At 62.7% G+C, this 24,267-nt stretch carries 20 protein-coding genes and 2 pseudogenes; 5 read left to right on the plus strand and 17 right to left on the minus strand.

The features are described 5' to 3' along the window. Nucleotides 1-918 (minus strand): annotated as a pseudogene (locus X728_RS142835) (hypothetical protein); the annotation flags it as partial. A gap of 76 nt (nt 919-994) precedes the next feature. Further along, entirely contained in the window at nt 995-2,293 is a 1,299-nt protein-coding gene (locus tag X728_RS142830) for an adenylosuccinate synthase (protein ID WP_023832585.1), read from the minus strand. A gap of 208 nt (nt 2,294-2,501) precedes the next feature. Between X728_RS142830 and X728_RS142825 the strand changes: the two genes are divergently transcribed. Next, complete coding sequence (locus X728_RS142825) at nt 2,502-3,407, plus strand: DMT family transporter (protein WP_023699181.1); 906 nt, start codon at nt 2,502-2,504, stop codon at nt 3,405-3,407. 105 nt (nt 3,408-3,512) lie between these two features. After that, nucleotides 3,513-3,977, plus strand: a complete 465-nt coding sequence (locus X728_RS142820) for a DUF2231 domain-containing protein (RefSeq protein WP_023726193.1) — start codon at nt 3,513-3,515, stop codon at nt 3,975-3,977. A gap of 64 nt (nt 3,978-4,041) precedes the next feature. Here the strand turns inward: X728_RS142820 and serA are convergent, their stop codons facing one another. The 5 genes from serA to glmM all read right to left on the minus strand — a co-directional run bounded on the left by serA (nt 4,042) and on the right by glmM (nt 10,618). Then, the gene (serA, locus tag X728_RS142815; RefSeq protein WP_023726192.1) at nt 4,042-5,643 is read right to left on the minus strand and encodes a phosphoglycerate dehydrogenase; all 1,602 of its coding nucleotides are present in this window, start codon (nt 5,641-5,643) and stop codon (nt 4,042-4,044) included. 58 nt (nt 5,644-5,701) lie between these two features. Beyond that, nucleotides 5,702-6,877 (minus strand): phosphoserine transaminase, encoded by a 1,176-nt coding sequence (locus X728_RS142810; RefSeq protein WP_023726191.1) that lies wholly within the window; start codon nt 6,875-6,877, stop codon nt 5,702-5,704. Between the two features lie 201 nt (nt 6,878-7,078). Continuing rightward, nucleotides 7,079-7,939: an outer membrane beta-barrel protein gene (locus tag X728_RS142805; RefSeq protein ID WP_023694608.1), complete on the minus strand. Its 861-nt coding sequence runs from the start codon at nt 7,937-7,939 to the stop codon at nt 7,079-7,081. A 229-nt stretch (nt 7,940-8,168) separates the two neighbouring features. Continuing rightward, a complete protein-coding gene (locus X728_RS142800) occupies nt 8,169-9,014 on the minus strand; it encodes an outer membrane protein (RefSeq protein WP_023711972.1) in 846 nt (281 codons plus the stop codon). 251 nt (nt 9,015-9,265) lie between these two features. Then, nucleotides 9,266-10,618 (minus strand): phosphoglucosamine mutase, encoded by a 1,353-nt coding sequence (glmM, locus tag X728_RS142795; protein ID WP_023704880.1) that lies wholly within the window; start codon nt 10,616-10,618, stop codon nt 9,266-9,268. Nucleotides 10,619-10,961: 343 nt separating this feature from the next. On the opposite strand from glmM, the gene X728_RS142790 reads away from it, so the two are divergent. Together X728_RS142790 and X728_RS142785 are read left to right on the plus strand one after the other, a co-directional pair. Then, on the plus strand, nt 10,962-11,789 hold the full coding sequence (locus tag X728_RS142790) for a hypothetical protein (RefSeq protein ID WP_023832586.1): 828 nt from the start codon (nt 10,962-10,964) through the stop codon (nt 11,787-11,789). A gap of 241 nt (nt 11,790-12,030) precedes the next feature. Continuing rightward, on the plus strand, nt 12,031-12,483 hold the full coding sequence (locus tag X728_RS142785) for a hypothetical protein (protein WP_023744990.1): 453 nt from the start codon (nt 12,031-12,033) through the stop codon (nt 12,481-12,483). A gap of 74 nt (nt 12,484-12,557) precedes the next feature. Here X728_RS142785 and X728_RS142780 read toward each other — a convergent pair. Together X728_RS142780 and X728_RS142775 are read right to left on the minus strand one after the other, a co-directional pair. Then, a pseudogene (locus X728_RS142780) lies at nt 12,558-13,436 on the minus strand (NAD(P)-binding domain-containing protein); the annotation flags it as partial. Between the two features lie 19 nt (nt 13,437-13,455). Further along, nucleotides 13,456-14,220 carry an SDR family oxidoreductase gene (locus X728_RS142775; protein ID WP_023832588.1) on the minus strand — a complete coding sequence of 255 codons (765 nt, stop codon included), beginning with the start codon at nt 14,218-14,220 and terminating at the stop codon, nt 13,456-13,458. A 215-nt stretch (nt 14,221-14,435) separates the two neighbouring features. Between X728_RS142775 and X728_RS142770 the strand changes: the two genes are divergently transcribed. Next, nucleotides 14,436-14,774 carry a helix-turn-helix domain-containing protein gene (locus X728_RS142770; RefSeq protein WP_348625642.1) on the plus strand — a complete coding sequence of 113 codons (339 nt, stop codon included), beginning with the start codon at nt 14,436-14,438 and terminating at the stop codon, nt 14,772-14,774. Between the two features lie 66 nt (nt 14,775-14,840). Here X728_RS142770 and ftsH read toward each other — a convergent pair whose 3' ends face one another. From ftsH to tolQ, 8 genes are all read right to left on the minus strand, one after another. Beyond that, complete coding sequence (gene ftsH, locus X728_RS142765; RefSeq protein WP_023673598.1) at nt 14,841-16,766, minus strand: ATP-dependent zinc metalloprotease FtsH; 1,926 nt, start codon at nt 16,764-16,766, stop codon at nt 14,841-14,843. 103 nt (nt 16,767-16,869) lie between these two features. Then, a complete protein-coding gene (tilS, locus tag X728_RS142760) occupies nt 16,870-18,276 on the minus strand; it encodes a tRNA lysidine(34) synthetase TilS (protein WP_023832590.1) in 1,407 nt (468 codons plus the stop codon). 51 nt (nt 18,277-18,327) lie between these two features. Then, the gene (ybgF, locus tag X728_RS142755; protein ID WP_023737859.1) at nt 18,328-19,410 is read right to left on the minus strand and encodes a tol-pal system protein YbgF; all 1,083 of its coding nucleotides are present in this window, start codon (nt 19,408-19,410) and stop codon (nt 18,328-18,330) included. A 213-nt stretch (nt 19,411-19,623) separates the two neighbouring features. Beyond that, nucleotides 19,624-20,130, minus strand: coding sequence for a peptidoglycan-associated lipoprotein Pal (pal, locus tag X728_RS142750; RefSeq protein ID WP_023684182.1), 507 nt, complete (start codon nt 20,128-20,130; stop codon nt 19,624-19,626). Between the two features lie 249 nt (nt 20,131-20,379). Beyond that, on the minus strand, nt 20,380-21,684 hold the full coding sequence (gene tolB / locus X728_RS142745; protein WP_023673841.1) for a Tol-Pal system beta propeller repeat protein TolB: 1,305 nt from the start codon (nt 21,682-21,684) through the stop codon (nt 20,380-20,382). Nucleotides 21,685-21,722: 38 nt separating this feature from the next. Then, nucleotides 21,723-22,880, minus strand: a complete 1,158-nt coding sequence (locus X728_RS142740) for an energy transducer TonB (RefSeq protein ID WP_023832591.1) — start codon at nt 22,878-22,880, stop codon at nt 21,723-21,725. Between the two features lie 7 nt (nt 22,881-22,887). Next, on the minus strand, nt 22,888-23,340 hold the full coding sequence (gene tolR, locus X728_RS142735; RefSeq protein ID WP_023673843.1) for a protein TolR: 453 nt from the start codon (nt 23,338-23,340) through the stop codon (nt 22,888-22,890). 9 nt (nt 23,341-23,349) lie between these two features. Beyond that, nucleotides 23,350-24,060 carry a protein TolQ gene (tolQ, locus tag X728_RS142730; protein WP_023673844.1) on the minus strand — a complete coding sequence of 237 codons (711 nt, stop codon included), beginning with the start codon at nt 24,058-24,060 and terminating at the stop codon, nt 23,350-23,352. Between the last annotated feature and the right edge of the window lie 207 nt (nt 24,061-24,267).

The raw sequence follows: 24,267 nt of genomic DNA on the forward strand, positions 1-24,267 counted from the left end.
GTCGCCGGCCGGCGGGGTCGCAGGCGCTGGAGCCGCAGGTGGCGCTGGAGCCGGGGGTGGCGGTGTGGTCAGCGCGGCGACGGACTCGCCCTCGCCGATGCCGCTTTGACCGGCCGCGGGACCGGGGTCGGTTTCACCGCCTTCGGGCGACAGGCGCTGGGTGAACTTCGTTCCCTCGCCGGCAGCGGCCGGTGCCGGTGCATCGGCCGCGGGCTTGGCCGGCGCCGGCTTTACCAGCGGTTCGGTCGAGACCGTCTTGGTGTCGCCGCCGAGGCCCAGCATCGAGCCAAAGGCATCCTTGTTCAGCCAGATGCCATAGCCGCCGCCGGCGACCACCAGAAGCGCGACGACAGCCGCGATCAACCCGCCATAGCTGCGCCTGCGCTCGGCTGGGCGCAGGCGCTGGAACGTGTCCGCGACCGGCTGCTCGTCATTGGCGAACACATCGGCGCTGTCGTCGTCGGCGTCCAGCTCCACGGCTTGCTTGTCGATGGTTTCTGCACGCGCCGCAGGCGACGGCGGTGTCGGCGCGGGCCTCTGCCAGCTCGGCTCTGTCCTGGCGGTCGGCGCCGGCTGCACGGGTTTCGCCGGCTGCCAGGCCGGCGCAGGCGTGGCGGAAGGCTTTACATGACTGGACTGGTTCTTGTTGCGGTCTATGGAGGAGAAGATGTGCTCCAGCTCCGCCAGCGGATCGGATGCCGGCACCGCCCTGGCATAGTCGCGCTCGACGCTCGAGATGGCATCTTCCAGGGATCGCTTCTGCGTGCTTATGGCTTCGGCGGCCAGCGGCGGCGAATACTCCGCAAGCTTCTTTGCCAGCATGGTACGAACGCTTTCATAGATCCGCGTACGCTTTTCGGGCGTTTCGTCGCCGTGCTTGTCGAGCGCCTTTTTCAGAATAGCAACGAAATCTGCCATGCTTCAGTCGACCTGTATTTTGTTTCCGCGCCGGCCCCCGCAAATCGGCCGCGATGCCCGGAAAGGCTTCAGAAAACTAGTCTTGAAACGGATCGGTCACAAGTATCGTGTCGTCCCGTTCCGGGCTGGTGGAAAGGAGCGCGACGGGTGCCCCGATCAGCTCCTCGATGTAACGGACATATTTGACGGCCTGCGCCGGAAGGTCGTTCCAGCTGCGCGCGCCGGCTGTGGTGCCTTTCCAGCCTTCGAGCGTCTCGTAGACCGGCTCGACACGCGCCTGCGCGCCCTGGCTGGCCGGCAGATAGTCGATCGTTTCGCCGTCGAGACGGTAGCCGGTGCAGACCTTGATCTCATCCAGCCCGTCGAGCACGTCGAGTTTGGTCAGGGCGATGCCCTTGATACCGTTGACGGCGACGGCCTGGCGCACCAGCACGGCGTCGAACCAGCCGCAACGGCGTTTGCGCCCGGTGACGACGCCGAATTCGTGGCCACGCGTACCGAGAAATTCGCCGATCTCGTTCTTCTGCTCGGTCGGGAACGGGCCTTCGCCGACACGCGTCGTATAGGCCTTGGTGATGCCCAGGACATAGCCGATGGCGCCGGGGCCCACCCCCGAGCCGGCGGCTGCCTGGCCGGCAACGGTGTTGGACGAGGTGACGAACGGATAGGTGCCGTGGTCGATGTCGAGCAGCGTGCCTTGCGCGCCCTCGAACAGGATGCGTTCGCCGGCGCGGCGCTTGTCGTCGAGGATTTTCCAGACGCGGTCCATATAGGGCAGGATCTCATCGGCGACCGAGGTCAGCTCGGTCATGATCGCCTCATGCGTGACTTCGCCATGGCCAAGCCCGCGACGCAGCGCATTGTGATGCGTCAGCAGCCTGTCGACCTTGAGGGGCAGCGTTTCCAAATCCGCCAGATCCATCACCCGAACCGCGCGCCGGCCCACCTTGTCTTCATAGGCTGGGCCGATGCCACGACGCGTCGTGCCAATTTTCGTCCCGGAATTGAAGGCGGCGTCCTCGCGGAATCCGTCCAGCTCCCGGTGCAGCGACAGGATAAGCGCGGTGTTTTCGGCTATTTTCAGGCGGTCCGGCGTGACCTCGACGCCTTGCGCCTTGAGTTTTGCCACTTCGGCGACAAAGGCGTGCGGGTCGAAGACGACGCCATTGCCGATGATCGACAGCTTGCCTTGCCGCACCACGCCCGACGGCAGCAGCGACAGTTTGTAGACCTTGCCATCGACGACCAGCGTATGGCCGGCATTGTGGCCGCCCTGGAAGCGCACGACCACGTCGGCGCGCTCCGACAACCAGTCGACGATCTTGCCCTTGCCTTCGTCGCCCCATTGCGAGCCGACGACCACCACATTGGCCATGTTTCTTTTCCCTTGAGATGCCGCCCTGGCGGCCTGGATATGGTTCGAAACGACAGGCCTCTATAGCGTCAAGACCTCGCAAGCGCGACCTTTCTTTGCCGTCGAAAATGCCCTGAGGCACAACAATTTTCGGCTTTGACATCATTTACTTGCGTCGGCGGGGGCAATAGGCCGGCAAACACAACTTCCCAGGCGGCCGGAATCCCGCATGCATCGACGCGCCTACCTGTTCCTGCTGCTGACCACCTTGCTGTGGGGCGGCAATTCCGTCGCCGGCAAGCTGGCGGTCGGTCACGTCTCGCCGATGACGCTGGTCTTCCTGCGCTGGGTGCTGGCCGTCGCGATCCTGCTGCCGATCGGCTGGCGCACGATCAGGGAGGACTGGCCGGTGGTGCGCAAACACTGGTTCGTCCTGGCTGCACTTGGCGCCAGCGGCTTCACTCTGTTCAACACCATTTTCTACACCGCGCTCAACTACACGACGGCGATCAATGTCTCGATCGAACAGGCGGCGATGCCGGTCTTGATCATCATTGCCAATTTCTTCTTCTTCCGCCTGCGCGTGAGCTGGGCTCAGATTGCGGGCGTGGTGCTGACCATCTTCGGTGTCATCTTGACTGCCTGCCACGGCGATCCGCGCCGGCTGCTCACATTGGAACTCAATTTCGGCGACGCCATCATGCTGGTCGCGGTCGTCCTCTACAGCGGTTATTCGGTCGGGCTGCGGCTGAAGCCGGTCATGCGCTGGCAGAGCCTGATGTTGTCCCTGGCGATCGCTGCCCTCATCACCTCGCTGCCGTTCTTCCTGTGGGAGGTCGCCGCCGGCAAGGTTATCGTCCCCGATATCAGCGGCTGGGTGGTCATCGTCTATACCGCGATCGGCGCTTCGGTCATTTCGCAGATCACTTACATCCGGGGCAACGAACTGATCGGCGCCAACCGTGCCGGGCTGTTCATCAATCTGGTGCCGATCTTCGGCACGCTGCTGTCAGTGCTGATCGTCGGCGAGACATTCCAGCTCTACCAGGCGCTGGCGCTCGTCCTGGTGCTGGGCGGCATTTCGCTCGCCGAATACAGCGGGCGCAAGATGGCGGCACCGAACCGCCGCGGATAACATTTGGCTGCTGCCGCGCTGCGCCGCCGTCGCGATAACTGCTGCCGCGCGCCGACCTGGAACATTTTACCTCTGGCGGAGTTTGCTTGCGTGGGAGGCAACAAGATGAGCCATAACCCTCGCAGCACAGCAAGCATTGCCGGTCACCCCATTCATCCAATGCTGATTCCGTTTCCGATCGCCTTCTTTGTCGGCACCTTCGTTTGCGATCTGATTTTCTGGCAAACAGCCGATCCCGGGTGGGTCACCGGATCGCTTTGGCTTCTCGGCGCCGGCCTGATCATGGGCGCCTTGGCCGCTCTTACCGGCCTGACGGATGTTCTCGGCGATGTTCAGATCCGCAATCTCACGACGGCATGGCTCCATGCCGGCGGCAACGTGCTCGTCGTGCTGATCGAGCTTTATAACTGGTACTCGCGTTATGCCGGTGGAGCGGCGGCTGTGATCCCGACCGGCTTTATCTTATCGCTGATCGTGGTTCTGATCCTGCTGTTTACAGGGTGGAAGGGCTGGGAACTGGTCTATCGGCATCGCGTGGGCGTCTCCGACGGCTCAGACGAATTGACCTGAACCGGCCTCTGCGACGGCCGCCCCAATGATGGGGGGAGGACCGCCGCATCCGCCACGCCGTCAACTACATTGCGTTGACGTCGAACTGCAGCCGCTTGGCCGAGTCGATGGACTTGTGCGCCTTGACCTGTTCCAGCACTTTCTCCGGGAACGGCGCGTCGAGATAGAGCAGCGCGATCGCGTCGCCGCCCGGCCGGTTGCGGCCGAGCTGGAAGTTGGCGATGTTGACGCCGTTCTCGCCGCACACCGTGCCGAGCAGGCCGATAATGCCGGGCGCATCGGCATTGGTTGTGTAGAGCATGTGCTGGCCGACCTCGGCGTCGAGATTGATGCCCTTGATCTGGATGAAGCGCGGCTTGCCGTCGGAGAAGCAGGTGCCGGCGATCGAGCGCGTCATGTGCTCGGTCTTCACCGTCAGCTTGATGTAGCCGTCGAACACGCCCGACTTGTCGCGCTTGACCTCGGCGACGATGATGCCGCGCTCCTTCACCATGATCGGCGCCGACACCATATTGACGTCGGCGACCTGCGGCCGGATCAGCCCGGCGAGCGTCGCACTGATCAGGGCGCGCGTGTTCATCGTCGCGGTCGAGCCGTCGAACAGGATCTCGACCTCGTTGATCGGGTCCTCGGTGACCTGGCCGACAAAGGCGCCGAGCACTTCGGCGAGCTTGACGAACGGCTTTAGCCGCGGTGCTTCCTCGGCCGTGATCGAGGGCATGTTGATGGCATTCGAAACCGCACCCTTGATCAGATAGTCGGCCATCTGCTCGGCTACTTGCAGCGCAACATTTTCCTGTGCTTCCGCTGTCGAGGCGCCGAGATGCGGCGTTGCCACCACATTCTCCATGCCGAACAGCGCGTTGTTCTCCGCCGGTTCGACCTCGAACACATCGACGCCGGCGCCCGCCACCTTGCCGCTCTTCAGCGCCGCGACCAGGTCGGCTTCGACGATGAGCCCGCCACGCGCGCAATTGATGATGCGCACGCCGTTCTTCATTTTGGCGATCGCCGCCGCGTCGATGATGTTGCGCGTCTTGTCGGTCAGCGGCGTGTGCAGCGTGATGAAATCGGCGCGGGCGAAAAGCTCGTCCAGCTCGACCTTGTCGACGCCGAGTTCCTCGGCGCGCTTGTCCGACAGGAACGGGTCGAAGGCAACGACATGCATCTTCAGGCCGACGCCGCGCGTGGCGACGATCGAGCCGATATTGCCGCAGCCGATGACACCCAGCGTCTTGCCGGTGATCTCGACGCCCATGAAACGGTTCTTTTCCCATTTGCCGGCATGGGTCGAGGCATTGGCCTCCGGGATCTGCCGGGCGAGTGCAAAGATCATGGCCACCGCATGTTCGGCCGTGGTGATCGAATTGCCGAAGGGCGTGTTCATCACGATGATGCCCTTGCGGCTCGCCGCGGGGATGTCGACATTGTCGACACCGATGCCGGCGCGGCCGACGACCTTGAGTCTTGTCGCTGCGTTGATCAGTTTTTCCGTGACCTTGGTCGCCGAGCGGATGGCAAGACCATCATACTGGTCGATGACTTCGAGCAGCTTTTCCTTGTCCTTGCCGAGATCGGGCAAATAGTCGACCTCGATACCGCGGTCCTTGAATATCTGGACGGCGGTGGTGGAGAGTTTGTCAGAGACGAGAACGCGGGGCGCCATGGCGGCCTCCTTGAACTGGATTGTCGGGAAAGGGCGGCCCGCAGGCCACCACGAAATCTCAGGCTGCGGCCTTCAGCGAAGCCTTCTGCGTGGCGAAGGCCCAGTCGAGCCAAGGCAGCAGCGCCTCGAGATCGGATGTCTCGACGGTGGCACCGCACCAGATGCGCAGGCCGGAAGGTGCATCGCGATAGGATCCGATGTCGTACGCGACGCCTTCCTTGTCGAGCATAGAGACGATCGCCTTGGCGAAAGCCGCCTGCCCGTCGGCGTCGAGCGCCGCGACATCGGCGTCGGTGAAGGACAGACATACGGACGTGTTGGACCGTGTCGCCGCATCGACCGCGAGATGGCCGAGCCAGGACGACTTGTCGACAAAGCCATCGAGCACGGCGGCATTGGCATCGGCTCTGGCAATCAACGCATCGAGACCGCCGATCGACTTCGCCCAATGAAGCGCATCGAGATAGTCCTCGACGCACAGCATCGACGGCGTGTTGATGGTCTCGCCGTTGAAGATGCCTTCGATCAGCTTGCCGCCCGAGGTCAGGCGGAAGATTTTCGGCAGCGGCCACGCCGGCTTGTAGGTTTCCAGTCGCTCGACGGCGCGAGGCGACAGGATCAGCATGCCGTGTGCGCCCTCGCCGCCCAGCACTTTCTGCCAGGAGAAGGTGACGACATCGAGCTTCTGGAAATCGAGCTTTTGCGCGAATGCCGCTGAGGTGGCATCGCAGATGGTCAGGCCCTTGCGATCCGCCGGTATGAAATCGCCATTCGGCACGCGCACGCCTGAGGTCGTGCCGTTCCAGGTGAAGACCACATCGCGGTCGAAATCGATCTTGGTGAGATCCGGCAGTTCGCCATAGCCTGCCTCGATCCTTCTGATATCGGCGAGCTTCAGCTGCTTGACGACATCGGTCACCCAGCCCGAGCCAAAGCTTTCCCATGCCACCATGTCGACACCGCGTTCACCGAGCAGCGACCACAGCGCCATCTCGACAGCACCCGTGTCCGACGCCGGCACGATGCCGATACGGTAATCCGCCGGAACCTGGAGAATTTCGCGAGTCAGCTCGATCGCCTGTTCGAGCTTGGTCTTGCCGATCTTGGCGCGGTGGGAACGGCCGAGCGCGGCATTCTTCAGCGCCTCGACCGACCAGCCGGGGCGTTTTGCGCAGGGACCTGAGGAGAAATTGGGATTTGCCGGACGGAGTCCGGGCTTCGTATGCGTCGTCATCGTGGTCTATCCTTCCAGATAGTGGCCCCTCGTTGGGGAGGGGTGGCCCACGGACGGCGATATGCGTTCAGCCCTCAGGCGTCAAGAGGAAAGTTTTTGTCGCTGACAAGATAGAAGCAGTCCGGGATCAGGATGTCGTGAGCCCAAACGCAAACGGCGGATCGAAGAGATCCGCCGTCGGGTTTCGTATCTGCAGCCAGCCTACCAGAGGTCGTAGCGCAGCCCGAGCTTGACCGTCTGATAATTGATGCCCTTGTGGATGTTGAAGGCGCCGCTGTCATAAGCGACGTATTTGGCGCCCGGCACCGAGAAATATTCGTAGCCAAGGTCAACCGACACGTTCTTGGCCACCTGATAGGAAAGACCGCCCCCGATCGAATAGGCAAGGTTGAATTTGCCCTCCTTATCCGTTGCACCCTCGTAACCGGCCGGATCATCACAAGAGAACCCGCCCGTGCCGGACGAATTGGGGGCCACTTCCACGCAATCCTTCGCCCCAATGCTCCTGTAATATTTATTGTATGCGACACCGACCCCTCCGCCAAGATATGGAGTGATTCCAACATAGGTGCCGAGATCGACATAGCCATTGGCCATGATGCTGTAGCCTTTGTTGGAAGCATTGTCGGAAAGATCGCATGCCTGCGTAGCCGCGACGGAATTGATGGTGCCAAAACCGTCGTCCACAAGCGTATGGCCGTCGCAAGTGGCTGCCAACTTGGCGTGTTCCCCGAATTTGTCGGTCGGAAGAATCCCGCCGTTCAGCTCGACCCGAAGATAGTCGTTGACATGATACCCCATACCGAAACTGCCTGTGAAAAGGCTGCTCTCATCGGTAAAGCTGTTAAGCGGGCCGGTTGTCGCTTCCTCATGCTCGAAGGGATGGCTGAACGCGTAGCCGACATCGCCGCGCAGATACCAGCCCGAGCCGACCTCGACCGGTTGATAGTCCGGCGCCTGATCGACATAGATCGGCGGATCGTAGTCCGCGGCTTGCGCCGGCGTCAGCAGCGCAAGCGCGAGTGCGGCAAGTGCCGGCGCTGTCAGCAATTTGAAATTCATGGGTCCCCGGCTCCTGAAATTGGCGCTCTTCATTTTGATCGCAAGCGCCGTTTCAGTGGGCATTGTTAACCATAGTGGTTAAGTGCGGGTTAAGGATAACGCGACGTTACCGATTTGATTTCGATAGGCTTTCTCTCCGCACGCCGCGGCCTGGAAGTGCACCGCAATCGGCAAACAAAAACCGCCCGGCATGGCCGGGCGGTTCGCAAATTCCTGGATTTCGAAGCGACTACTTGGTGTAGACCGGCTCCGGTTCGGGAACGTAGGGCTCCGGCGGCGGGGCGCAGTCCGACCGGCCGAACTGGTAGCGCAGGCCGCCGCGCACTTCGTGCACGTTGATGCCGCGATCGAAGCCCGGGCCGACATCGCTGTCGGAGGCGTAGTTGAACATCTTGCCACCATTGATGTGGCTGTAGCGATAGCCGAGATCGAGCTTGACCCGGTCGGTCAGGCAGTAGGAGGCGCCGGCCATGAGGGCATAGGCAAAGCGCCAGCCCTTGCCGCCGCTGTGCTCGAAGGAGCCATCGAGATCGGTATTGTGCAGCGTATCCCACTTGACCCAGGCACCACCGATGCCGGCGCCGACATAGGGCGTCACGCCGTGCCAGGTGCCGATATCGACATAGGCATTGGCCAGGAGCAGCATCGCCGAATAGGACGATGTGTCGACGGAGGTACAAGCTATGCCGCCGCCGCAGAAACCATTGGTCGAGCCGCGGAAATTGGACTTGCCCATCCAGTCGAAGGTCAGATCGGTGCGGAAGTACCGGTTGACCTGGTAACCGACACCGGCGCCGGCCGAGAAGGAACTCTTCAACTTGCCGGAGGCGAACGAACCGGGGAGTTGGGGCGGTGCCGGGCTGTAGGTGGTGTAGTCACCACCGCGGAACTTCGACCAGTGATAGTCGATATCGCCGCGGATGTACCAGCCGCCGAAATCGGCCGGCTGTTCATAGGCGATCGGCGCCGGCGCCTCTTCGACCACTGGCGGCTCCGCCAGATCGGCGGCGAATACTGGCCCGGCCACGCCTGCGAACAGCGCGGCAAGGAAAGCCCTTTTTGCTGTATTGAACATGTTTGTCACCCCTGAGAACCCGTCGGAACTTTGAATCCGCTCGAATTTGTTTGACCTCAGTTGTGGATAATGAATTGCAAAAGTTAAAAGGCGTTTAACCCTGTCGATTAACCACAAATTCTCGACATTTTAGCAAACGGCCTCCGCCGGCATGACGCTGGGACCAACCCTGGCCGAAACAAAAAGCCCGCCTGCAGGCGGGCTTGAAGTCTTGAGCCGGCAGTTCGCCCCTCCCGTCGGAGGCAGCGCAATCAGGCGGCGCTGCGCGTTTCCGAGATGATGTCGACGATGTCGTTGACCACGGCCTCGACCAGCTGTGGGTCGTCGCCCTCGGCCATGACGCGGATCAGCGGCTCGGTGCCCGAGGGCCGGATAACCAGGCGGCCGGCCTTGCCTAGACGGTTGCGCGCATCTTCGATCGCCGCCTTGACCAAGGCTTCTTCAAGCGGCTTGCCGCCGGCGATGCGGACATTCTTCAACAGTTGCGGCACCGGCTCGAATTTCTTCGACAATTCGCTGACCGGCCGGTTCTGCCGCTTGATGCAGGCCAGCACCTGCAGAGCCGAGACCAGCCCGTCGCCAGTGGTCGAGAAATCGGACAGCACAATGTGGCCCGACTGCTCGCCGCCGACATTCAACCCGTGCGCGCGCATATGCTCAACGACATAGCGGTCGCCGACCTTGGTGCGATGCAGCTGCAGCTTCATGTCGCCAAGGAAGCGTTCGAGGCCGAGATTGGACATCACCGTCGAGACGACGCCGCCGCCGGCCAGTCGCCCGCTCTGGTGCCAGGACTCGGCGATCAGCGCCATGATCTGGTCACCGTCGACGATGGTGCCGTTCTCGTCGACGATGACGACACGGTCGGCATCGCCGTCGAGTGCGATGCCGATATCGGCGCGCACTTCATGCACCTTCTTCTGCAGGCCGGCCGGATGGGTCGAGCCGCATTCCTTGTTGATGTTGAAACCGTTCGGATCGACATTGATGGCAATGACCTCGGCGCCCAGTTCCCAAAGTGCGGCGGGCGCCACCTTGTAGGCTGCGCCATTGGCGCAATCGACGACGATCCTGAGACCCGACAGCGACATCGAGCGCGGCAGCGTGCGCTTGGCGAATTCGATGTAGCGGTCATGCACGCCGTCGACGCGCTTGGCGCGGCCGAGCCCGTCGGAATCGGCGAGCGCCAGTTCGATATCCTTGTCGAGCATGCTCTCGATGCGCTCCTCGATCTCGTCGGAGAGCTTGTAGCCATCCGGACCGAACAGCTTGATGCCGTTGTCGTAATAAGGGTTGTGCGAGGCCGAGATCATGACGCCGATATCGGCGCGCAGCGAGCGCACCAGCATGGCGACCGCCGGTGTCGGGATCGGGCCGAGCAGGAACACATCCATGCCGGCCGCGCACAGGCCGGACACCATGGCGTTTTCGATCATGTAGCCGGACAGCCTGGTGTCCTTGCCGAGCACGACGCGGTGGCGATGGCTGCCGCGCTGGAACGACAGGCCGGCGGCCATGCCGACCCGCATCGCGATCTCAGCCGTCATCGGAAACTTGTTGGCGCGCCCGCGAATGCCGTCGGTGCCAAAATAACGTCCTGCCATGCTTGCCAGAATCCCCGTCGGTTTTCAGCCGGCTCGTAATGCCACAATTGGTCCGAGCCCGACTATCACATTGTGTGATTGTATATTACCAATTCTTAGAAAATCATTGTAGCAGGCTGTTCGGAGCGTTGGCAGCGTATCATGACACGGTGTTGCCGCAATATAGCATTCACACTGGGCCACACTGCGCAGATTGGGCCGGTAAGCCGGACTGTTGGAGGGGCAGATCGCAAGGGTCCATCACCTTATCGGGAGAACGCCGTTTAGCATCTGGCGCAGCCTAGCGTTGAGAGCTATTGATTGACACAGGTACAACCTATGGGCGCAGCAACGGGAGAACGCCATGCTCATCCACCGACTTGCAACTTTGACGGGTCTTGCCGTCGCAACCTTGTTCATGGCGGCGCCCGCCAGCGCGCTGACCATGGCCCAGTGTAGTACCAAGTATAATGCCGCCAAGGACGCCGGCACGCTGAACGGGCAGACCTGGAATCAGTATCGGAAGGCCGAGTGCGGCACCGACGCGGCGGCCACCACCGAGACCGCAAAGCCGGCGGCCAAGAAGGCCGCTGCGGCCAAGATGGACACGACCAAGGCCGCCGCCGCTGCTGATGACGGCGCCAAGGCTCTGACGGCCAAGGAATGCAGCGCTAAATACCAGGCTGCCAAGGCCGCCGGTACGCTCAATGGCGCAAAGTGGAACGACTTCCGCAAGACCGAATGCGCCGCCGGGGCCTCGGCCGCGGCAGCACCCGCCAAGGGAACCACCAAGGCAGCTGCCGACAGCAGCGGCAAGGGCCTGAGCATGGCCGATTGCAGCGCCAAGTACCAGGCTGCCAAGTCTGCCAATACTCTGGGCGGCAAGAAGTGGAACGACTTCCGCAAGGCCGAATGCGGCGCAGGCGCAGATGACGACGACACCGTGCCCGCTCCGAGCGAGGCGACCTATACCAGCGAGCCCGAGAAGCCATCGGTCACCGCTCCCAAGGGCGTGAAGTTCCCGGCCGCGATCTCGAAGAAATACGCCGGCGAGACGCCGGCCAAGGGCCGCATGCACACCTGCCTCGAGCTCTACTACGCCAATAAGGACGCCAACACGCTGAATGGCCTGCGCTGGATCCAGAAGGGCGGCGGCTTCTACAGCCTCTGCAATGCCAAGCTGAAGAGCTGATCGCGTAGCCATATTCTCCAGACAGAGGCCCGCGCATCGCAGCATGCGCGGGCCTTTTTATTGCGCTCGAACACACCCGGCGTTGATCGACGTCTACATATCGCGGGAGCTGTCGGCATCATCTATTCGCCCACACTGCCCACCCCAGACATATCGGTGGTTCGCAAAGATTTCAATTGAACATATGCAGAACAAATGGCATACAAAAGGACATCGAACTTTTGTCAACCAGGAGGGTCTTATGTCCAGATTGAAATTGGCGGCATTGGCTGTGACGGCATGGATTGCGTGGAGCGTCACCCCTGCAAGCGCACTGACAATGAAGGAATGCGGCGAGGCCTATCGCACAGCCAAGGAAGGCGGCACTCTGAACGGCATGGATTGGACCGCTTTCCGCACCGAGAAGTGTGCGACGTCAGCTGCGGAGAGTGCCAATGCGGATGCGGTCAAAACCGAGCCGCAGCCGCAGAAGGAAACCAGCGCGGCGGTCGCCCCCGCTGTAGCGCCGACGGGCGTGACATTCCCGACCACCCTCGCGGCCGAATTCAAGACCGAGAAGCCCTCGAAGGCGCGGATGAAGACCTGCCTGCAGGGCTACCACGGCAACAAGGACGCGGGTACGTTGAACGGCCTTCGCTGGATCCAGAAGGGCGGCGGCTATTACAGCCTCTGCAACGCCAAGCTGAAGAGCTGATCGACCAGCAGCGTTTGAAGATCGAAGGCCCCCAACCGCAAAGGTTGGCGGGCCTTCTCTTGGGTCTTGCCCCGTCAAGCGCCTTGTTTCGAGAGCAGTGCGACCAGGCTTGTAAGATCGGCATCGGCCTGGCCGGCAGCCACCCCGCGCTTCATCAGGCTTTGCATCGGCAGGACGAGTTCGGTGCTGACATCAGCCGACCTGCTGGCATCGATGAGATTGACGTAGGCATCAGCCTGCATGCCCAGGTTGGAAACGACATTGCTGGTGTGATCGCCACTGTCGATCTGTTCCGCCCATTTCGGCAGCAGGCCTTGCATCGACTGAAGCCAGGAGGCCAGCAGCGGCATGAACTCGCCGGCCGGGATCCCTGCTGCGCCCGTCAATGCCAACGCCTGCAGAACGCCCGCGAACATGCCGTACATGCCGGTCAGAAGCGAGATATCATAGAGCGGCGCGAGCCCAGCATCCTCACCGAGGAATTTGCTGGTGCCGAGCGCTCCGAGCTGCCCCGAACAGGCATCGAACGCCTGGCGCGAACCGCTGTAGAGAATCAGGGCGTGCGGCCCGCCGATCATCGGCGGCACCGCCATGATGCCGCCGTCGATATAGCTGGCGCCCTGGCTCACCGCCCAGCCCGACATCGCCCGCGCCTGCTCGGGCGTGCCGTTGGTGAGATTGACCAATGTGCGGCCCGACAGCGCCTCTCGGCTTGCGCCGAGCACCTCACGAACGGTGTCATAGACAAGCAGGCACGCCACGATCAGTGGACTCGATCTGACGGCTTCCTCGACACTCTTGGCCACAATGGCGCCCTTGGCTGCCAAAGCCTCAGCCTTTGCCGGAGAACGGTTCCACACCGTCACCGCATGTCCCTGGTTCAGAAAGGCTTCGGCAAGCGCAGTGCCCATGGCGCCGAGACCGATTACTGTTATGTCGCTCATTCTGCTTCTCCTTGGTTTGGTTGCGCGGTTACGCCGGTGACGGGGTCAGGTCCTGGCCAAGGCCACCGTCCACGGTCAGCCGCGCGCCCGTGGTGAAGGTCGCGTCGAACGCCAGGAACGGCACTGCGCGCGCCACCTCCTCCATCGTGCCGTGGCGCTTCATCGGCGTGACCGCGTCACCGATCGCCATGAAGGCGGCCCGCTCCTCGGCCGAGGCGTCGGCCACACCCATCGTCGGCGTATCGATGAAACCAGGGCTGACCACATTCACGCGGATCCGGCGCGGCAGAAGCTCGGCGGCCAGGACCTTGGCGAAGGCGCGCAGTGCCGCCTTCGATCCGGAATAGACGCTCATGCCGCCAGTGCCGGATTCGTCGGCGATCGACGAGGTGAAGACTATGGCGCCACCATCCCTGATGAGGGGCAGCAGGCGCTGCGCGGTGAAGAAAGCGCCTTTGGTGTTGATGTCGAAGGTGCGATCGTAACTGTCCTCGGTGACCCGCTCGACGGGTTCGAGATTGGCCACCCCGGCATTGACGTGAAGGAAGTCGATCTGGCCAAGCTTCTGCCCCACTTCGGCACCGAGCGTGACGATATCGGCCATGTCTGAGATATCGGACCGCACGACATGAGCTCGCGAAAGCAGCTTGGCTCGCGCGGCCTCGATGTTGCGCTGGTCGCGGCCGGTGACCAGGACCTCGGCGCCGCTTTCGATCAGGGCTTCGGCAACGGCGAGCCCCATGCCGTGCGTCCCGCCGATGACAACGGCCTTCTTGTTTGCGTATCGTGTCATGATCCATCCGTTTTTGACAAAATCCGGCCGCCGACGGCCTTTGCAGGTCGAAGCGAGGTACCGATATGATGTTGTGGTGTTCGCCGATGCCGGCGAGCTGGTTTGAAGCTATGGACCGGCTTGGTTTTTCTCAAGTACCGACAAAAATGTAAGCTACCCACCGATTGCTCAGAATTGGATGAAACATGGGAAAGAAACAGCCAGATAGTTGCGGATTGGGGCCGGCGCTGGAGGTCATCGGCGGCAAATGGAAGGCGCTACTGCTCTGGCAGATTCACAAGGCGCCGGCACGATTCGGTGAGCTGAAGCGGCTGGTGCCTGACATCAGCGAAAAGATGCTGATCCAACAGCTGCGCGAAATGGAGGCCGACGGCATCGTCCATCGCGAAATCTTTCCCGAGGTGCCGCCGAGGGTCGAATACTCGATTACCGAATTCGGCATCGAGCTGGACAATGCCCTGATCCCGCTGGCCAGATGGGGCAAGCAACATGCTGGCCGGACTGACGGTGTGCGCCCCGGCAAAGCAAATGCATCCGTCCCGCATGCTATTTGAGAGACCCTGAACAGCAAAACGCCGCGGATTGAGCCGCGGCGTTTTCTTGCATCAAGTGATGTCAGCTCAGCTCGACGGCTGAGGCTCCATGCCGCCTTCGGGCTCGGGACCCTTCTTGCGGCGGCCGGACTTCGGCACAGCCGAGCCGCGGCTTGTGGGGGTGTCATCCCCCAAATCTCGCGCGGGCTTCTGCCCGGCGATCAGCTGCTTGATCTCTTCGCCCGAAAGCGTCTCGTATTCGAGCAGGCCCTGCGCCAGAGCGATCCATTCCTTCTTCTTCTTGGTCAGAATGGACTTGGCCGTGACATAGGCCTCGTCGATCAGCCGGCGCACTTCGGCGTCGATGATCTGCGCGGTCTCTTCCGAGACGTTCTGCGTGCGCGCCACCGAATGGCCGAGGAAAACCTCTTCCTGGTTGTCGCCATAGGCGACATGGCCGAGCTTGTCGGAGAAGCCCCAGCGCGTGACCATGGCGCGCGCCAGCTTTGTCGCCTGCTCGATGTCCGAAGAGGCGCCGGAGGTGATGTTCTCCTTGCCGAACTTGAACTCCTCTGCGACGCGGCCGCCCATCATGATGGCAAGCCGCGAGATCATGTATTTGTAGCTCATCGAATAGCGATCGCCTTCCGGCAGCTGCATGACCATGCCGAGCGCGCGACCGCGCGGGATGATGGTCGCCTTGTGCAGCGGATCGGCCGACGGCACGTTGAGCGCCAGGATGGCGTGGCCGGCCTCGTGATAGGCCGTGAGTTCCTTTTCGGCCTGGGTCATGGCCGACGAGCGGCGCTCGGCGCCCATCATGATCTTGTCTTTGGCGTCCTCGAACTCGGCCATGGTGACAAGGCGCTTGTTGCGGCGCGCCGCCATCAGAGCGGATTCATTGACCAGGTTCATCAGGTCGGCGCCCGAGAAGCCCGGCGTGCCGCGTGCTATCACCTTGAGGTCGACATTCGGCGCCAGCGGCACGTTGCGCACATGCACCTTGAGGATCTTCTCACGACCGACGATGTCGGGGTTCGGCACCACCACCTGGCGGTCGAAACGGCCCGGACGCAGCAGCGCCGGGTCGAGCACGTCGGGCCGGTTGGTGGCGGCGATCAGGATGATGCTCTCGTTGGACTCGAAGCCGTCCATCTCGACCAGCAGCTGGTTCAGCGTCTGTTCGCGCTCATCATTGCCACCGCCGAGGCCGGCGCCGCGATGGCGGCCGACAGCGTCGATTTCGTCGATGAAGATGATGCAGGGAGCATTCTTCTTGGCCTGGTCGAACATGTCGCGCACACGGCTTGCGCCGACGCCGACGAACATCTCGACGAAGTCCGAACCGGAGATGGTGAAGAACGGCACATTGGCTTCGCCGGCGACGGAGCGGGCGAGCAGCGTCTTGCCGGTGCCGGGAGGTCCGACCAGAAGCACGCCGCGCGGGATCTTGCCGCCGAGGCGCTGGAACTTCTGCGGATCGCGCAGGAACTCGACGATCTCTTCCAGATCTTCCTTGGCCTCGTCGACGCCGGCGACATCCTGGAAGGTGACGCGGCCATGCGCCTCAGTGAGAAGCTTGGCCTTCGACTTGCCGAAACCCATGGCGCGGCCGGAGCCGGACTGCATCTGGCGCATGAAGAATATCCACACGCCCAGGATCAGGATCATCGGCAGGTAGGAGATCAGATAGCTGAACAGCGAGTTGGAACCGTCCGACTCAGGCCGCGCATTGATGGTGACGTTCTTGTCCTGCAGCCGCGAGACCAGCTGCGGATCGCCAGGCGAATAGGTCTGGAAGCCATTGGCGTTGTCGGCGTAGGTGCCCGTGATGCGGGCGCCGGCGATGACCACCGTCTTGACCCGGCCGGCCGCGACCTCTTGCAGGAACTGCGAATAGGGAACGTCGGTCGAGGCCCCGCGAGTCTGCGGCGTCTGGAACAGATTGAAGAGAGCAATGAGCAGGACCGCTATGATCGCCCAGAGCGCGAGATTGCGATAATTCGGATTCATCAATTGTCCCGTTGGTGCCCGCTGGGACACGCGTCATGAGAGGAAACTTGCGCCTAACATAGGGAGAGCGCCCCCCCTTGCCAAGCATAACAGCACGTCTGGGTTAAGCTTTCGCGCCATGATCAACCGGCACTGTGGCGGCCAAAGGGCAAGCCGGGACAGGCGGTGCGCCGATCAACTCGGCCACGGCCTGCGCCAACACCAGATCGAAGCGCGGCAGGAAACGGGCAAAGGGCGCAACGACCGGGCTGACGGCGATTGCCGGCGCCGCCGCTACATCCCCTGCAAAACCACGGCATTCGCCGCCGCGCCACAGCGCCGGTTCCGCAGCCAGGGCGGCGCGCACAAGGCTTGGCGGCGCGCCATCCCCGGCAATCGGCGTTTTGGCGGCGGCAGCGGCGCCAAGCGGCGCGATCAACCATGCACCCGGACTGTCGTCCAATGTGATCGCCCCGGCTTCGATGTGTGGCGTGATCCGCCGGCGACCGTCCCAAAGCAGAGCGCCAGCTACCGGCGCGGAACGCGGCAGGTCGCGCGATTCACGGCGCAGGAAGATGCCGTTTCGCCTGATATCGACGACCGCCCGCGACAATGTGGCGCAAAGCCGACCGGCCCGCATTTGCTCGAACAGCGCTTCGCTGCGCGCCTGGTCCGGCGACAAGGCGGTGCCGCCCGTCGCCGCCAGCAGGACACGCAGCGCATAGACCGCGGCTCGCGTGTCGTCAGCTTCGGCAAGACCGGGATCGAGACGGATGAGACCCCTCGCCGGCCGGCTGGCAAATTCACCGATCAGGGCGGCGGCGCGGCGACCGAGTTGTTCGCGCTCGCCGGCGGCCCGCCTGGCCAGGCCGATCGCTTCGGCAAAACGCTGCCCGCTCCGGTCTTCGCCGAGCACGGCCCGGATGCGCGGGCGTTCGAAATTCGTGTCGATGTTGGTCGGATCCTCCGCCCAGCCGACATGTTCGCGCTGCAGGAAGGCGCGCAACGCCGCGCGCCGAGCGCCGAGCAGCGGCCGCGCGATCCAGATCCGCCAGTCATAGAGGGTGGCAGGCGCCATGCCGGCGAGACCTCGGCCTGCAAGCTCTCGCCCGTCATTCCGCGCGGCTCGCATCAGGACGGTCTCGGCCTGGTCGTCGGCGGTGTGGCCGGTCACGATCACACCAATGCCTTGCGCCTGCGCTGCCTCGGCCAGCAACCGGTAGCGCGCCTCGCGCGCCGCCGCGGGCAGGCCGGCCGACGGCTTGGCGCCGGACCAGTTGAGCGTCCGGTGCGCGATGCCGCGCTCGGCACAAAGCTTTGCCACGCTGCGCGCTTCGGCTGCTGCTTCCGGACGCAGGCCGTGGTCGATCGTCACCGCCAGCAGCCGGGCTGTCGGGGCGCTGCGGTCGAGGTGAGCCTTGAGGAGAAGAAGGAGGGCGGTCGAGTCGCTGCCGCCGGACACGGCCGCAAGCGCGCCGTTGGTAAAGTCGATCTGCGAAAAATTCGAAAGGTCAGGCTCGGTATCGAGCATCAATGCATGTCGCGCAAAAGTGGTCCCGGTTCTGGGACAACACGGCAAAGACTAGCACGCCGCCAGCGCCCTCTCCTGCTTGACGCGTTCCTTGAGCGCGGCCGAAATATCGGGATAGCGCTTGCCGATCTCGCCGAAGGTGGCGCAGGCGACATCCTTCTGCTTGAGGCCGACCAGCGACACGCCAAGCTTCAGGAGCATGTCAGGCGCCTTCTTGGCCTTCGGATAGTCCTTGCTGGCGGAGAGGAAAACCTCGGCAGCGTCATGATACTTCTGCTGGCCAAGCAGCGATTCGCCAAGCCAGTAATGCGCGTCCGCCGCCTTGGCGTCCTTCGGGAACCGGGCGATGTGGTCGCGAAAACCCTGCTCGGCGGTGCTGTAGTCGCCCGACAGGATGAACTGGTAGGAGTTGCGGTAGATCTCTTCCGGGTTGTTGGTGGCAGGCAGCGCCGCCACCACCGTGCCGTCGGACTTGCCGGTCTTAGCCCCGGTAGCCGGCGCCTCGGCGGCGGGGGCCGCACCTTCCGCCGGCGCCGCTGCCTGCGTGTTACCGCCGGCGTCGATTACATTGCCGTTCTTGTCGACGGTAATGGTGCCGAAGGTCTTGGGCGGCGTGCCGTTGATCACCTTGCCGGGATCGCCGGTCTGCGATTCGACGATGACCTCGCCGACGCTCTGGCCGCCATCCGGCTGCGCGCCGGCATCGGCCGGCGCCTGGTCTGCCGGGGCCTCGGCGACGCCGGTGCCCGCGCCACCGTCCTGCGGCGCGGCCTCCGATTTCTTCTGGGCCGGCGGCTGCCCGCTGGAGCCGCCTTCCAACTGCTGGAAGCGGAACTCGTTGTCTTCCTGCTGCTTGCGCATCTGCTCCTGCATCTGCAGGATCTGGAAGTTGAGTTCCTCGAGCTTGCCGTTCATCTGCCGGAGCTGATCTTCCAGCCCCGCGGCGGCGGTGCCGTCCTGCTGCTGCGCGATCTGTTGCTGCTCCGGCTTCTCCTTCTTGCCGAAAATGCCGAGCGTCGGCAGATGGAAGGAAAAGCCGCTATCCGCGGGTTGTCCGGTGCCGCTCGCAGAAGCCGCGAAGCCTGATACGAGCAGCAGCGCAAGCGTGCCGCTCAAGACCGATCTGAAATGCATGTGCCTCTCGCCGTGAAAATCGTGAGCCTGTTCGCGCCTTCCGATCAAAGTGGGACCGGCACGACGCCCTCGGCTCTTAGCAGGAGGCGAGACTTCGGCCAAATTTTGTTTCCGGGTTTGTTTCCGGGGCCGAAAGTGAAAAAGGCGGCCACAAGGCCGCCTTTCGCATGGAGGTGTTGCAATTATGCGACTAAGGCGCCGCCGTCTTGCCTATCAGGAGCCGGCGCCGGAGAGCGTGGTGACCGCGCGGCGATTCTGCGACCAGCAGGAGATGTCGTCGCAGACCGCGACCGGACGTTCCTTGCCGTAGGAAATCGTCTTCAATCGGCTCGCCGAGACGCCCCTGGCGACCAGGAAGTCGCGAGTGGCGGCGGCGCGGCGGGCGCCGAGAGCCAGATTGTATTCACGTGTGCCACGTTCGTCGGCATGGCCTTCGACGACGATGGCGTACTGCTTGTACTGGTTGAGCCACTGCGCCTGGCGCGACAGCGTCGTCTGCGCATCCGCGCGGATTGCCGTCGAGTCCGTGTCGAAGAAGATGCGGTCGCCAATGTTGACGGTGAAGTCCTGCGCCGAGCCCGGCGTTGCGGCACCCGCGCCATTGAGGCCGAGATCGGCAGCGTTGTTCGGGGTTTTCTTCGAGGCGCAACCGGTGATGGCGAGCATCGCGATCAGGGCGATCATCGCCGGGTTTCTGGTAAGTGCTGCGATACGGCCCATGCCGCCTCTCCTTCGTATTCGAGTGATCGTATTTCGAGTGATTTCGTTGATCACCCAGTAACCACGTTTGGGTTAACCGGCATTCAAGAAATACGGTTAATGTTTGGTTTCGATCGTCCGTCCACGACCTTCAAATCCACGGTCACAGTTGGCGCGGACCCTAGGCGGAAATGCGGCCGAAACGCGACCAATGAATGGAAAAGGGGCCAAACGGGCCCCTTTTTAGCAGGTGTGGCAATTCGGCCGAACCTACTCCAGCAGCGGCGACCAGGCGGGATCCGACGCGAAATTCGCGGTCGGGATCGACTGTTCGTTGCGGCCGGTGAGATCGACGGAAACCAGTTTTGGGCCGCCGGCGGAGTCGCGGAAGAACATCAGCACGCGGCCGTTGGGCGCCCAGGTCGGTCCCTCCTGCTGGAAGCCCGAGGAGAGGATGCGCTCGCCCGAACCGTCGGTCTTCATGACGCCGATCTGGAATTCGCCGCCGGTCTGCTTGGTGAAGGCGACGAGGTCGCCGCGCGGCGACCACACCGGCGTCGAATAGACGCCGTCGCCGAACGAAATGCGGGTCTGGCCCGAGCCGTCGGCGCCCATCACATAAATCTGCGCACGGCCGCCACGATCGGAAGTGAATACCACCTTGCTGCCGTCGGGCGAATAAGAGGGCGAGGTGTCGATGGCGGTCGAGTTGGTCAGCCGGGTGGTCGAGCGGCTTCGCAGATCCATGGCGAAGATGTTGGAATTGCCGTCATCGCGCAGCAGGCTCATGATCACCTTCTGGCCGTCGGGCGAGAAGCGCGGCGCAAAGGTCATGCCGGGAAAGTTGCCGACCAGTTCGCGCTGTCCGGTCTCGATCTGCAGCAGATAGACCCGCGGCTGGCCGCTTTCGTACGACATGTAAGTGATTTCCTGCCGGTTCGGCGAGAAACGCGGCGTCAGCACGATCGAGCGGCCATCGGAGAGATAGCGCACATTGGCGCCGTCCTGGTCCATGATGGCGAGCCGCTTCTTGCGCGCATTCTTGGCGCCGGATTCGTCGATGAAGACGACGCGTGTGTCGAAATAGCCCTTCTCGCCGGTGAGCTTCTCATAGATCGCATCGGCGATGATGTGGGCGACACGGCGTTGATTTGCGTCGTTGGCGAAAAACTGCTCCCCGGCTATCTGCTGGTTGCCAAAAATATCCCATAGTCGGTACTGGGCGCGGATTCGGCCGTCCGCCTCCTTGCTCACGCTGCCGGTGACCAGCGCCTGCGCATTGATCACCTTCCAGTCGTCGAAACGGGGCTGCGCATCCGGATTGGCGATCTTCTCGATGAAGGCGTTCTTGTCTATCGGTGCGAAGAGACCGGAGCGCTTCAAGTCGGCGGTGACGATCTCGGAAATCTGCGCGCCGAGCCCTCCCTGGAAATCTGGGATGGCGATCGGCATCGGTTCGACATTGCCTTTGTTGACGTTGAGCTCGAGGGTTGCTCGAGCAGGCAAGGTGACGACGGCGTTCATGCCCATCGCCATCGCGGCGACCATCAGGAGCGGCTTGAGGATGGATTTCATGTCTTCTCGCTTCTCTTGCTGATTTCTGGGTGCTCAGGCTACAGGCCAAGCATCGCTCTGGGATCGAAGTTGACGCGAACGTCGGACCAAATGTCATGCTTTCCGGCGGGCACCTGCAGGCCGGCGACATCGCATTTCTGCACAGCGCGAACCGCGCTGCTGTCGAATTGGGGGTTGCCGCTGGACTTCTCGACGGTCGGACGGCCCTCCAGCTTGCCGGAGGCATCCAGGCTGAAACGGATCACCACGGTGAAATCCTCAGAACCCTCAAGCCCAACCGGGAGGGTCCAGCAGCCACCGAGCTGTTCTTCCAATGCCCCTTGCTCGGACTTCGACAGCTTCTGGCCTTGATCCTTGTCGCCGCCTAGCGATGCCTGCTGGGTCGAGCGCTTGGCGCCGCCGCCGGATGGCTTCTGCTTGTCGAGCAAAGCCTTGATGTCAGCCTCATTGAACTGCTTGTCATCCGACTTCGGCTTCGACGAGGCTTCCTTGACTGGCTTGTCAGCGTCCTTGCGGTCCGGTGCCTTCGCGCTTTCGGCCTGCGCCGGCTGCGGCCTCGGCCGTGCTTCGGGAGCAGGAGCGGAAGTCGGAAGCTGCGCTTCTTCCAGAGGCTGCTGATCCGATATGGCTTCGGCGACCGCATCGGGCTTCACGCGTGGCTTCGGCTCTATGGCGGCGGTCGTGTCCGGCTGCGGTGTTGGTGCAGGCTCCTTCACCGGGGTCGGCTTCGGTTCAACCTGCTTCACCGGCTCGGGCTTGACCTCTTCCTTCGGCTGCGGCTCCGGCGCCACCTCCGTCGCAGGTGTCGGCTTCGGCGCTTCCTTTGGCTTCGGCGTGTCCTCGGTCTTCGGCTTTTCGGTCGGCGTCGGCGCCGGAGCAGCCGTCGCTGTTTTCTCCACCGGCTTCGGCTTAGGCTCGTCCGTCACCGGCTTGTCGGTATCAACGCTGTTCTCGCCGATTTTCTGTCCATCTGGCACGATGTCGGGACGCTTGGTCGGCATCGGCGCCGGCTTTTCGTGCATCACCGCCTTCTTGTCGCCCTGCAGCGTCTGCGCAATGGCTTCCATGGGAACGATGTCGACCGCTATTGACTCGACATCCGTGGACGGCAGCGCGGCCGGCGCCGACAGGGTGAACAGGCCGAAAGCCAGTGCCACCGTATGCAGTATCACCGATGTGGTGAGGCCGGTCTTCATCGTGCGTCTACTGATCCTGTTGCTGCAGTGAAATCAGGCCGATATTCTTGTAGCCGGCGGCCTGGATGAGGGCCATGACCTCCATCGCGGCGCCATAGTTGGTCGCCTTGTCGCCGCGGATGAAGATGCGCTCTTCGTAGCCGGTCTTGGAAATCGCCTGCAGCTTGGCGACCAGCTCTTCCCTTGGGATTTCGGTCTCCTGCAGGAAAATCTTGCCGGCCGCGTCGATCGAAACGGTGATCGGCTGGGTGTCGGCGTTCATAGCCTTGGCCTTAGTCTCCGGCAGGTCGACCGGCACGCCGACCGTCAACATAGGTGCGGCGACCATGAAGATGATCAAGAGCACCAGCATCACATCGACCATCGGCGTGACGTTGATTTCCGACATCAATGCATGGTGGCGGCCGCGTCGCCTGTGTCCGCGTCCGCCGCGTCCTGCCATGCCAACCGACATACCCATCTTCTTACCTCAGCCCTTAGGCGCTACTTTTTCATCGATTTGGCGCGAGAGTATGGCGGAGAACTCGTCCGAGAACCCTTCCATCCGCACGGCGATCTTGTTCGCGTCGGATGACAGCTTATTGTAGGCGATAACCGCCGGTATGGCGGCGAGAAGACCGATGGCCGTCGCCAGCAGCGCTTCGGCAATGCCGGGTGCAACAACCGCGAGACTGGTGTTCTTCGAACCGGCAATCGCCTGGAACGAGGTCATGATGCCAATGACGGTGCCGAACAGGCCGATGAAGGGTGCGGCCGAACCAGTGGTGGCGAGAAAGCCGAGACGGCCCTCCAGCTTCTCCATCTCGCGCGTCAACGCCAGGTCCATCGCCTTGTCGATGCGGGTCTGCAGGCCGAGCGGCGATTTGGCCCCCTTCTCGAAGCTCTTCTTCCATTCGCGCATGGCCGCAACGAAGATCGCACCCATGCCCGTGGTCTTGCGGTCGGCAAGCGTGCGATAGAGCTCTTCCAGCGACTGCCCCGACCAGAACACCTGTTCGAAGCGATTGAGCGACAGACGCATGCGGGCATAGCTGACCAGCTTGTCGACGATGATCGCCCAGGTCCAGACCGAGGCGCAGAGCAGACCGATCATGACCAGCTTGACCACCCAGCTGGCCTGTGTGAACAGCGCCCAAATCGACAATTGCGCTGCCGGATCGGCGAGTGCGGTAGTTTCCATGCTTCAGTCCTTAAGATTTTCCGGGCATCGCTGGCGGCTGGCCCATGGGCATCCCTTGTGGTCCGTTCGCGCTTGGCTTCCGGATTAACCCCAAATGCACCGTTGGCGGCCTTTTCAGGGCAAATATTGGTGAAAGGAAGGCGCGCGGATTCTTCCAATCTTCACCGATCTCTTCATGAACCGTTATGGTTAAGGATGGGTTAGGAA

It is taken from the genome of Mesorhizobium sp. L103C119B0 (genome assembly GCF_000502235.1).
GTDB lineage: Bacteria > Pseudomonadota > Alphaproteobacteria > Rhizobiales > Rhizobiaceae > Mesorhizobium.

Excerpts from the sequence above, each read along its gene's own strand:
- X728_RS142805 (WP_023694608.1), bottom strand. The coding sequence starts at position 7,939 with ATGAATTTCAAATTGCTGACAGCGCCGGCACTTGCCGCACTCGCGCTT.
- X728_RS142800 (WP_023711972.1), bottom strand. The coding sequence starts at position 9,014 with ATGTTCAATACAGCAAAAAGGGCTTTCCTTGCCGCGCTGTTCGCAGGC.
- X728_RS142740 (WP_023832591.1), bottom strand. The coding sequence starts at position 22,880 with ATGAAGACCGGCCTCACCACATCGGTGATACTGCATACGGTGGCACTG.
- X728_RS142825 (WP_023699181.1), top strand. The coding sequence starts at position 2,502 with ATGCATCGACGCGCCTACCTGTTCCTGCTGCTGACCACCTTGCTGTGG.
- tolB (WP_023673841.1), bottom strand. The coding sequence starts at position 21,684 with ATGAAATCCATCCTCAAGCCGCTCCTGATGGTCGCCGCGATGGCGATG.
- ftsH (WP_023673598.1), bottom strand. The coding sequence starts at position 16,766 with ATGAATCCGAATTATCGCAATCTCGCGCTCTGGGCGATCATAGCGGTC.
- tolQ (WP_023673844.1), bottom strand. The coding sequence starts at position 24,060 with ATGGAAACTACCGCACTCGCCGATCCGGCAGCGCAATTGTCGATTTGG.
- X728_RS142810 (WP_023726191.1), bottom strand. The coding sequence starts at position 6,877 with ATGACGACGCATACGAAGCCCGGACTCCGTCCGGCAAATCCCAATTTC.
- tilS (WP_023832590.1), bottom strand. The coding sequence starts at position 18,276 with ATGCTCGATACCGAGCCTGACCTTTCGAATTTTTCGCAGATCGACTTT.
- ybgF (WP_023737859.1), bottom strand. The coding sequence starts at position 19,410 with ATGCATTTCAGATCGGTCTTGAGCGGCACGCTTGCGCTGCTGCTCGTA.
- X728_RS142830 (WP_023832585.1), bottom strand. The coding sequence starts at position 2,293 with ATGGCCAATGTGGTGGTCGTCGGCTCGCAATGGGGCGACGAAGGCAAG.
- pal (WP_023684182.1), bottom strand. The coding sequence starts at position 20,130 with ATGGGCCGTATCGCAGCACTTACCAGAAACCCGGCGATGATCGCCCTG.
- serA (WP_023726192.1), bottom strand. The coding sequence starts at position 5,643 with ATGGCGCCCCGCGTTCTCGTCTCTGACAAACTCTCCACCACCGCCGTC.
- X728_RS142775 (WP_023832588.1), bottom strand. The coding sequence starts at position 14,220 with ATGACACGATACGCAAACAAGAAGGCCGTTGTCATCGGCGGGACGCAC.
- X728_RS142820 (WP_023726193.1), top strand. The coding sequence starts at position 3,513 with ATGAGCCATAACCCTCGCAGCACAGCAAGCATTGCCGGTCACCCCATT.
- X728_RS142785 (WP_023744990.1), top strand. The coding sequence starts at position 12,031 with ATGTCCAGATTGAAATTGGCGGCATTGGCTGTGACGGCATGGATTGCG.
- glmM (WP_023704880.1), bottom strand. The coding sequence starts at position 10,618 with ATGGCAGGACGTTATTTTGGCACCGACGGCATTCGCGGGCGCGCCAAC.
- X728_RS142790 (WP_023832586.1), top strand. The coding sequence starts at position 10,962 with ATGCTCATCCACCGACTTGCAACTTTGACGGGTCTTGCCGTCGCAACC.
- tolR (WP_023673843.1), bottom strand. The coding sequence starts at position 23,340 with ATGGGTATGTCGGTTGGCATGGCAGGACGCGGCGGACGCGGACACAGG.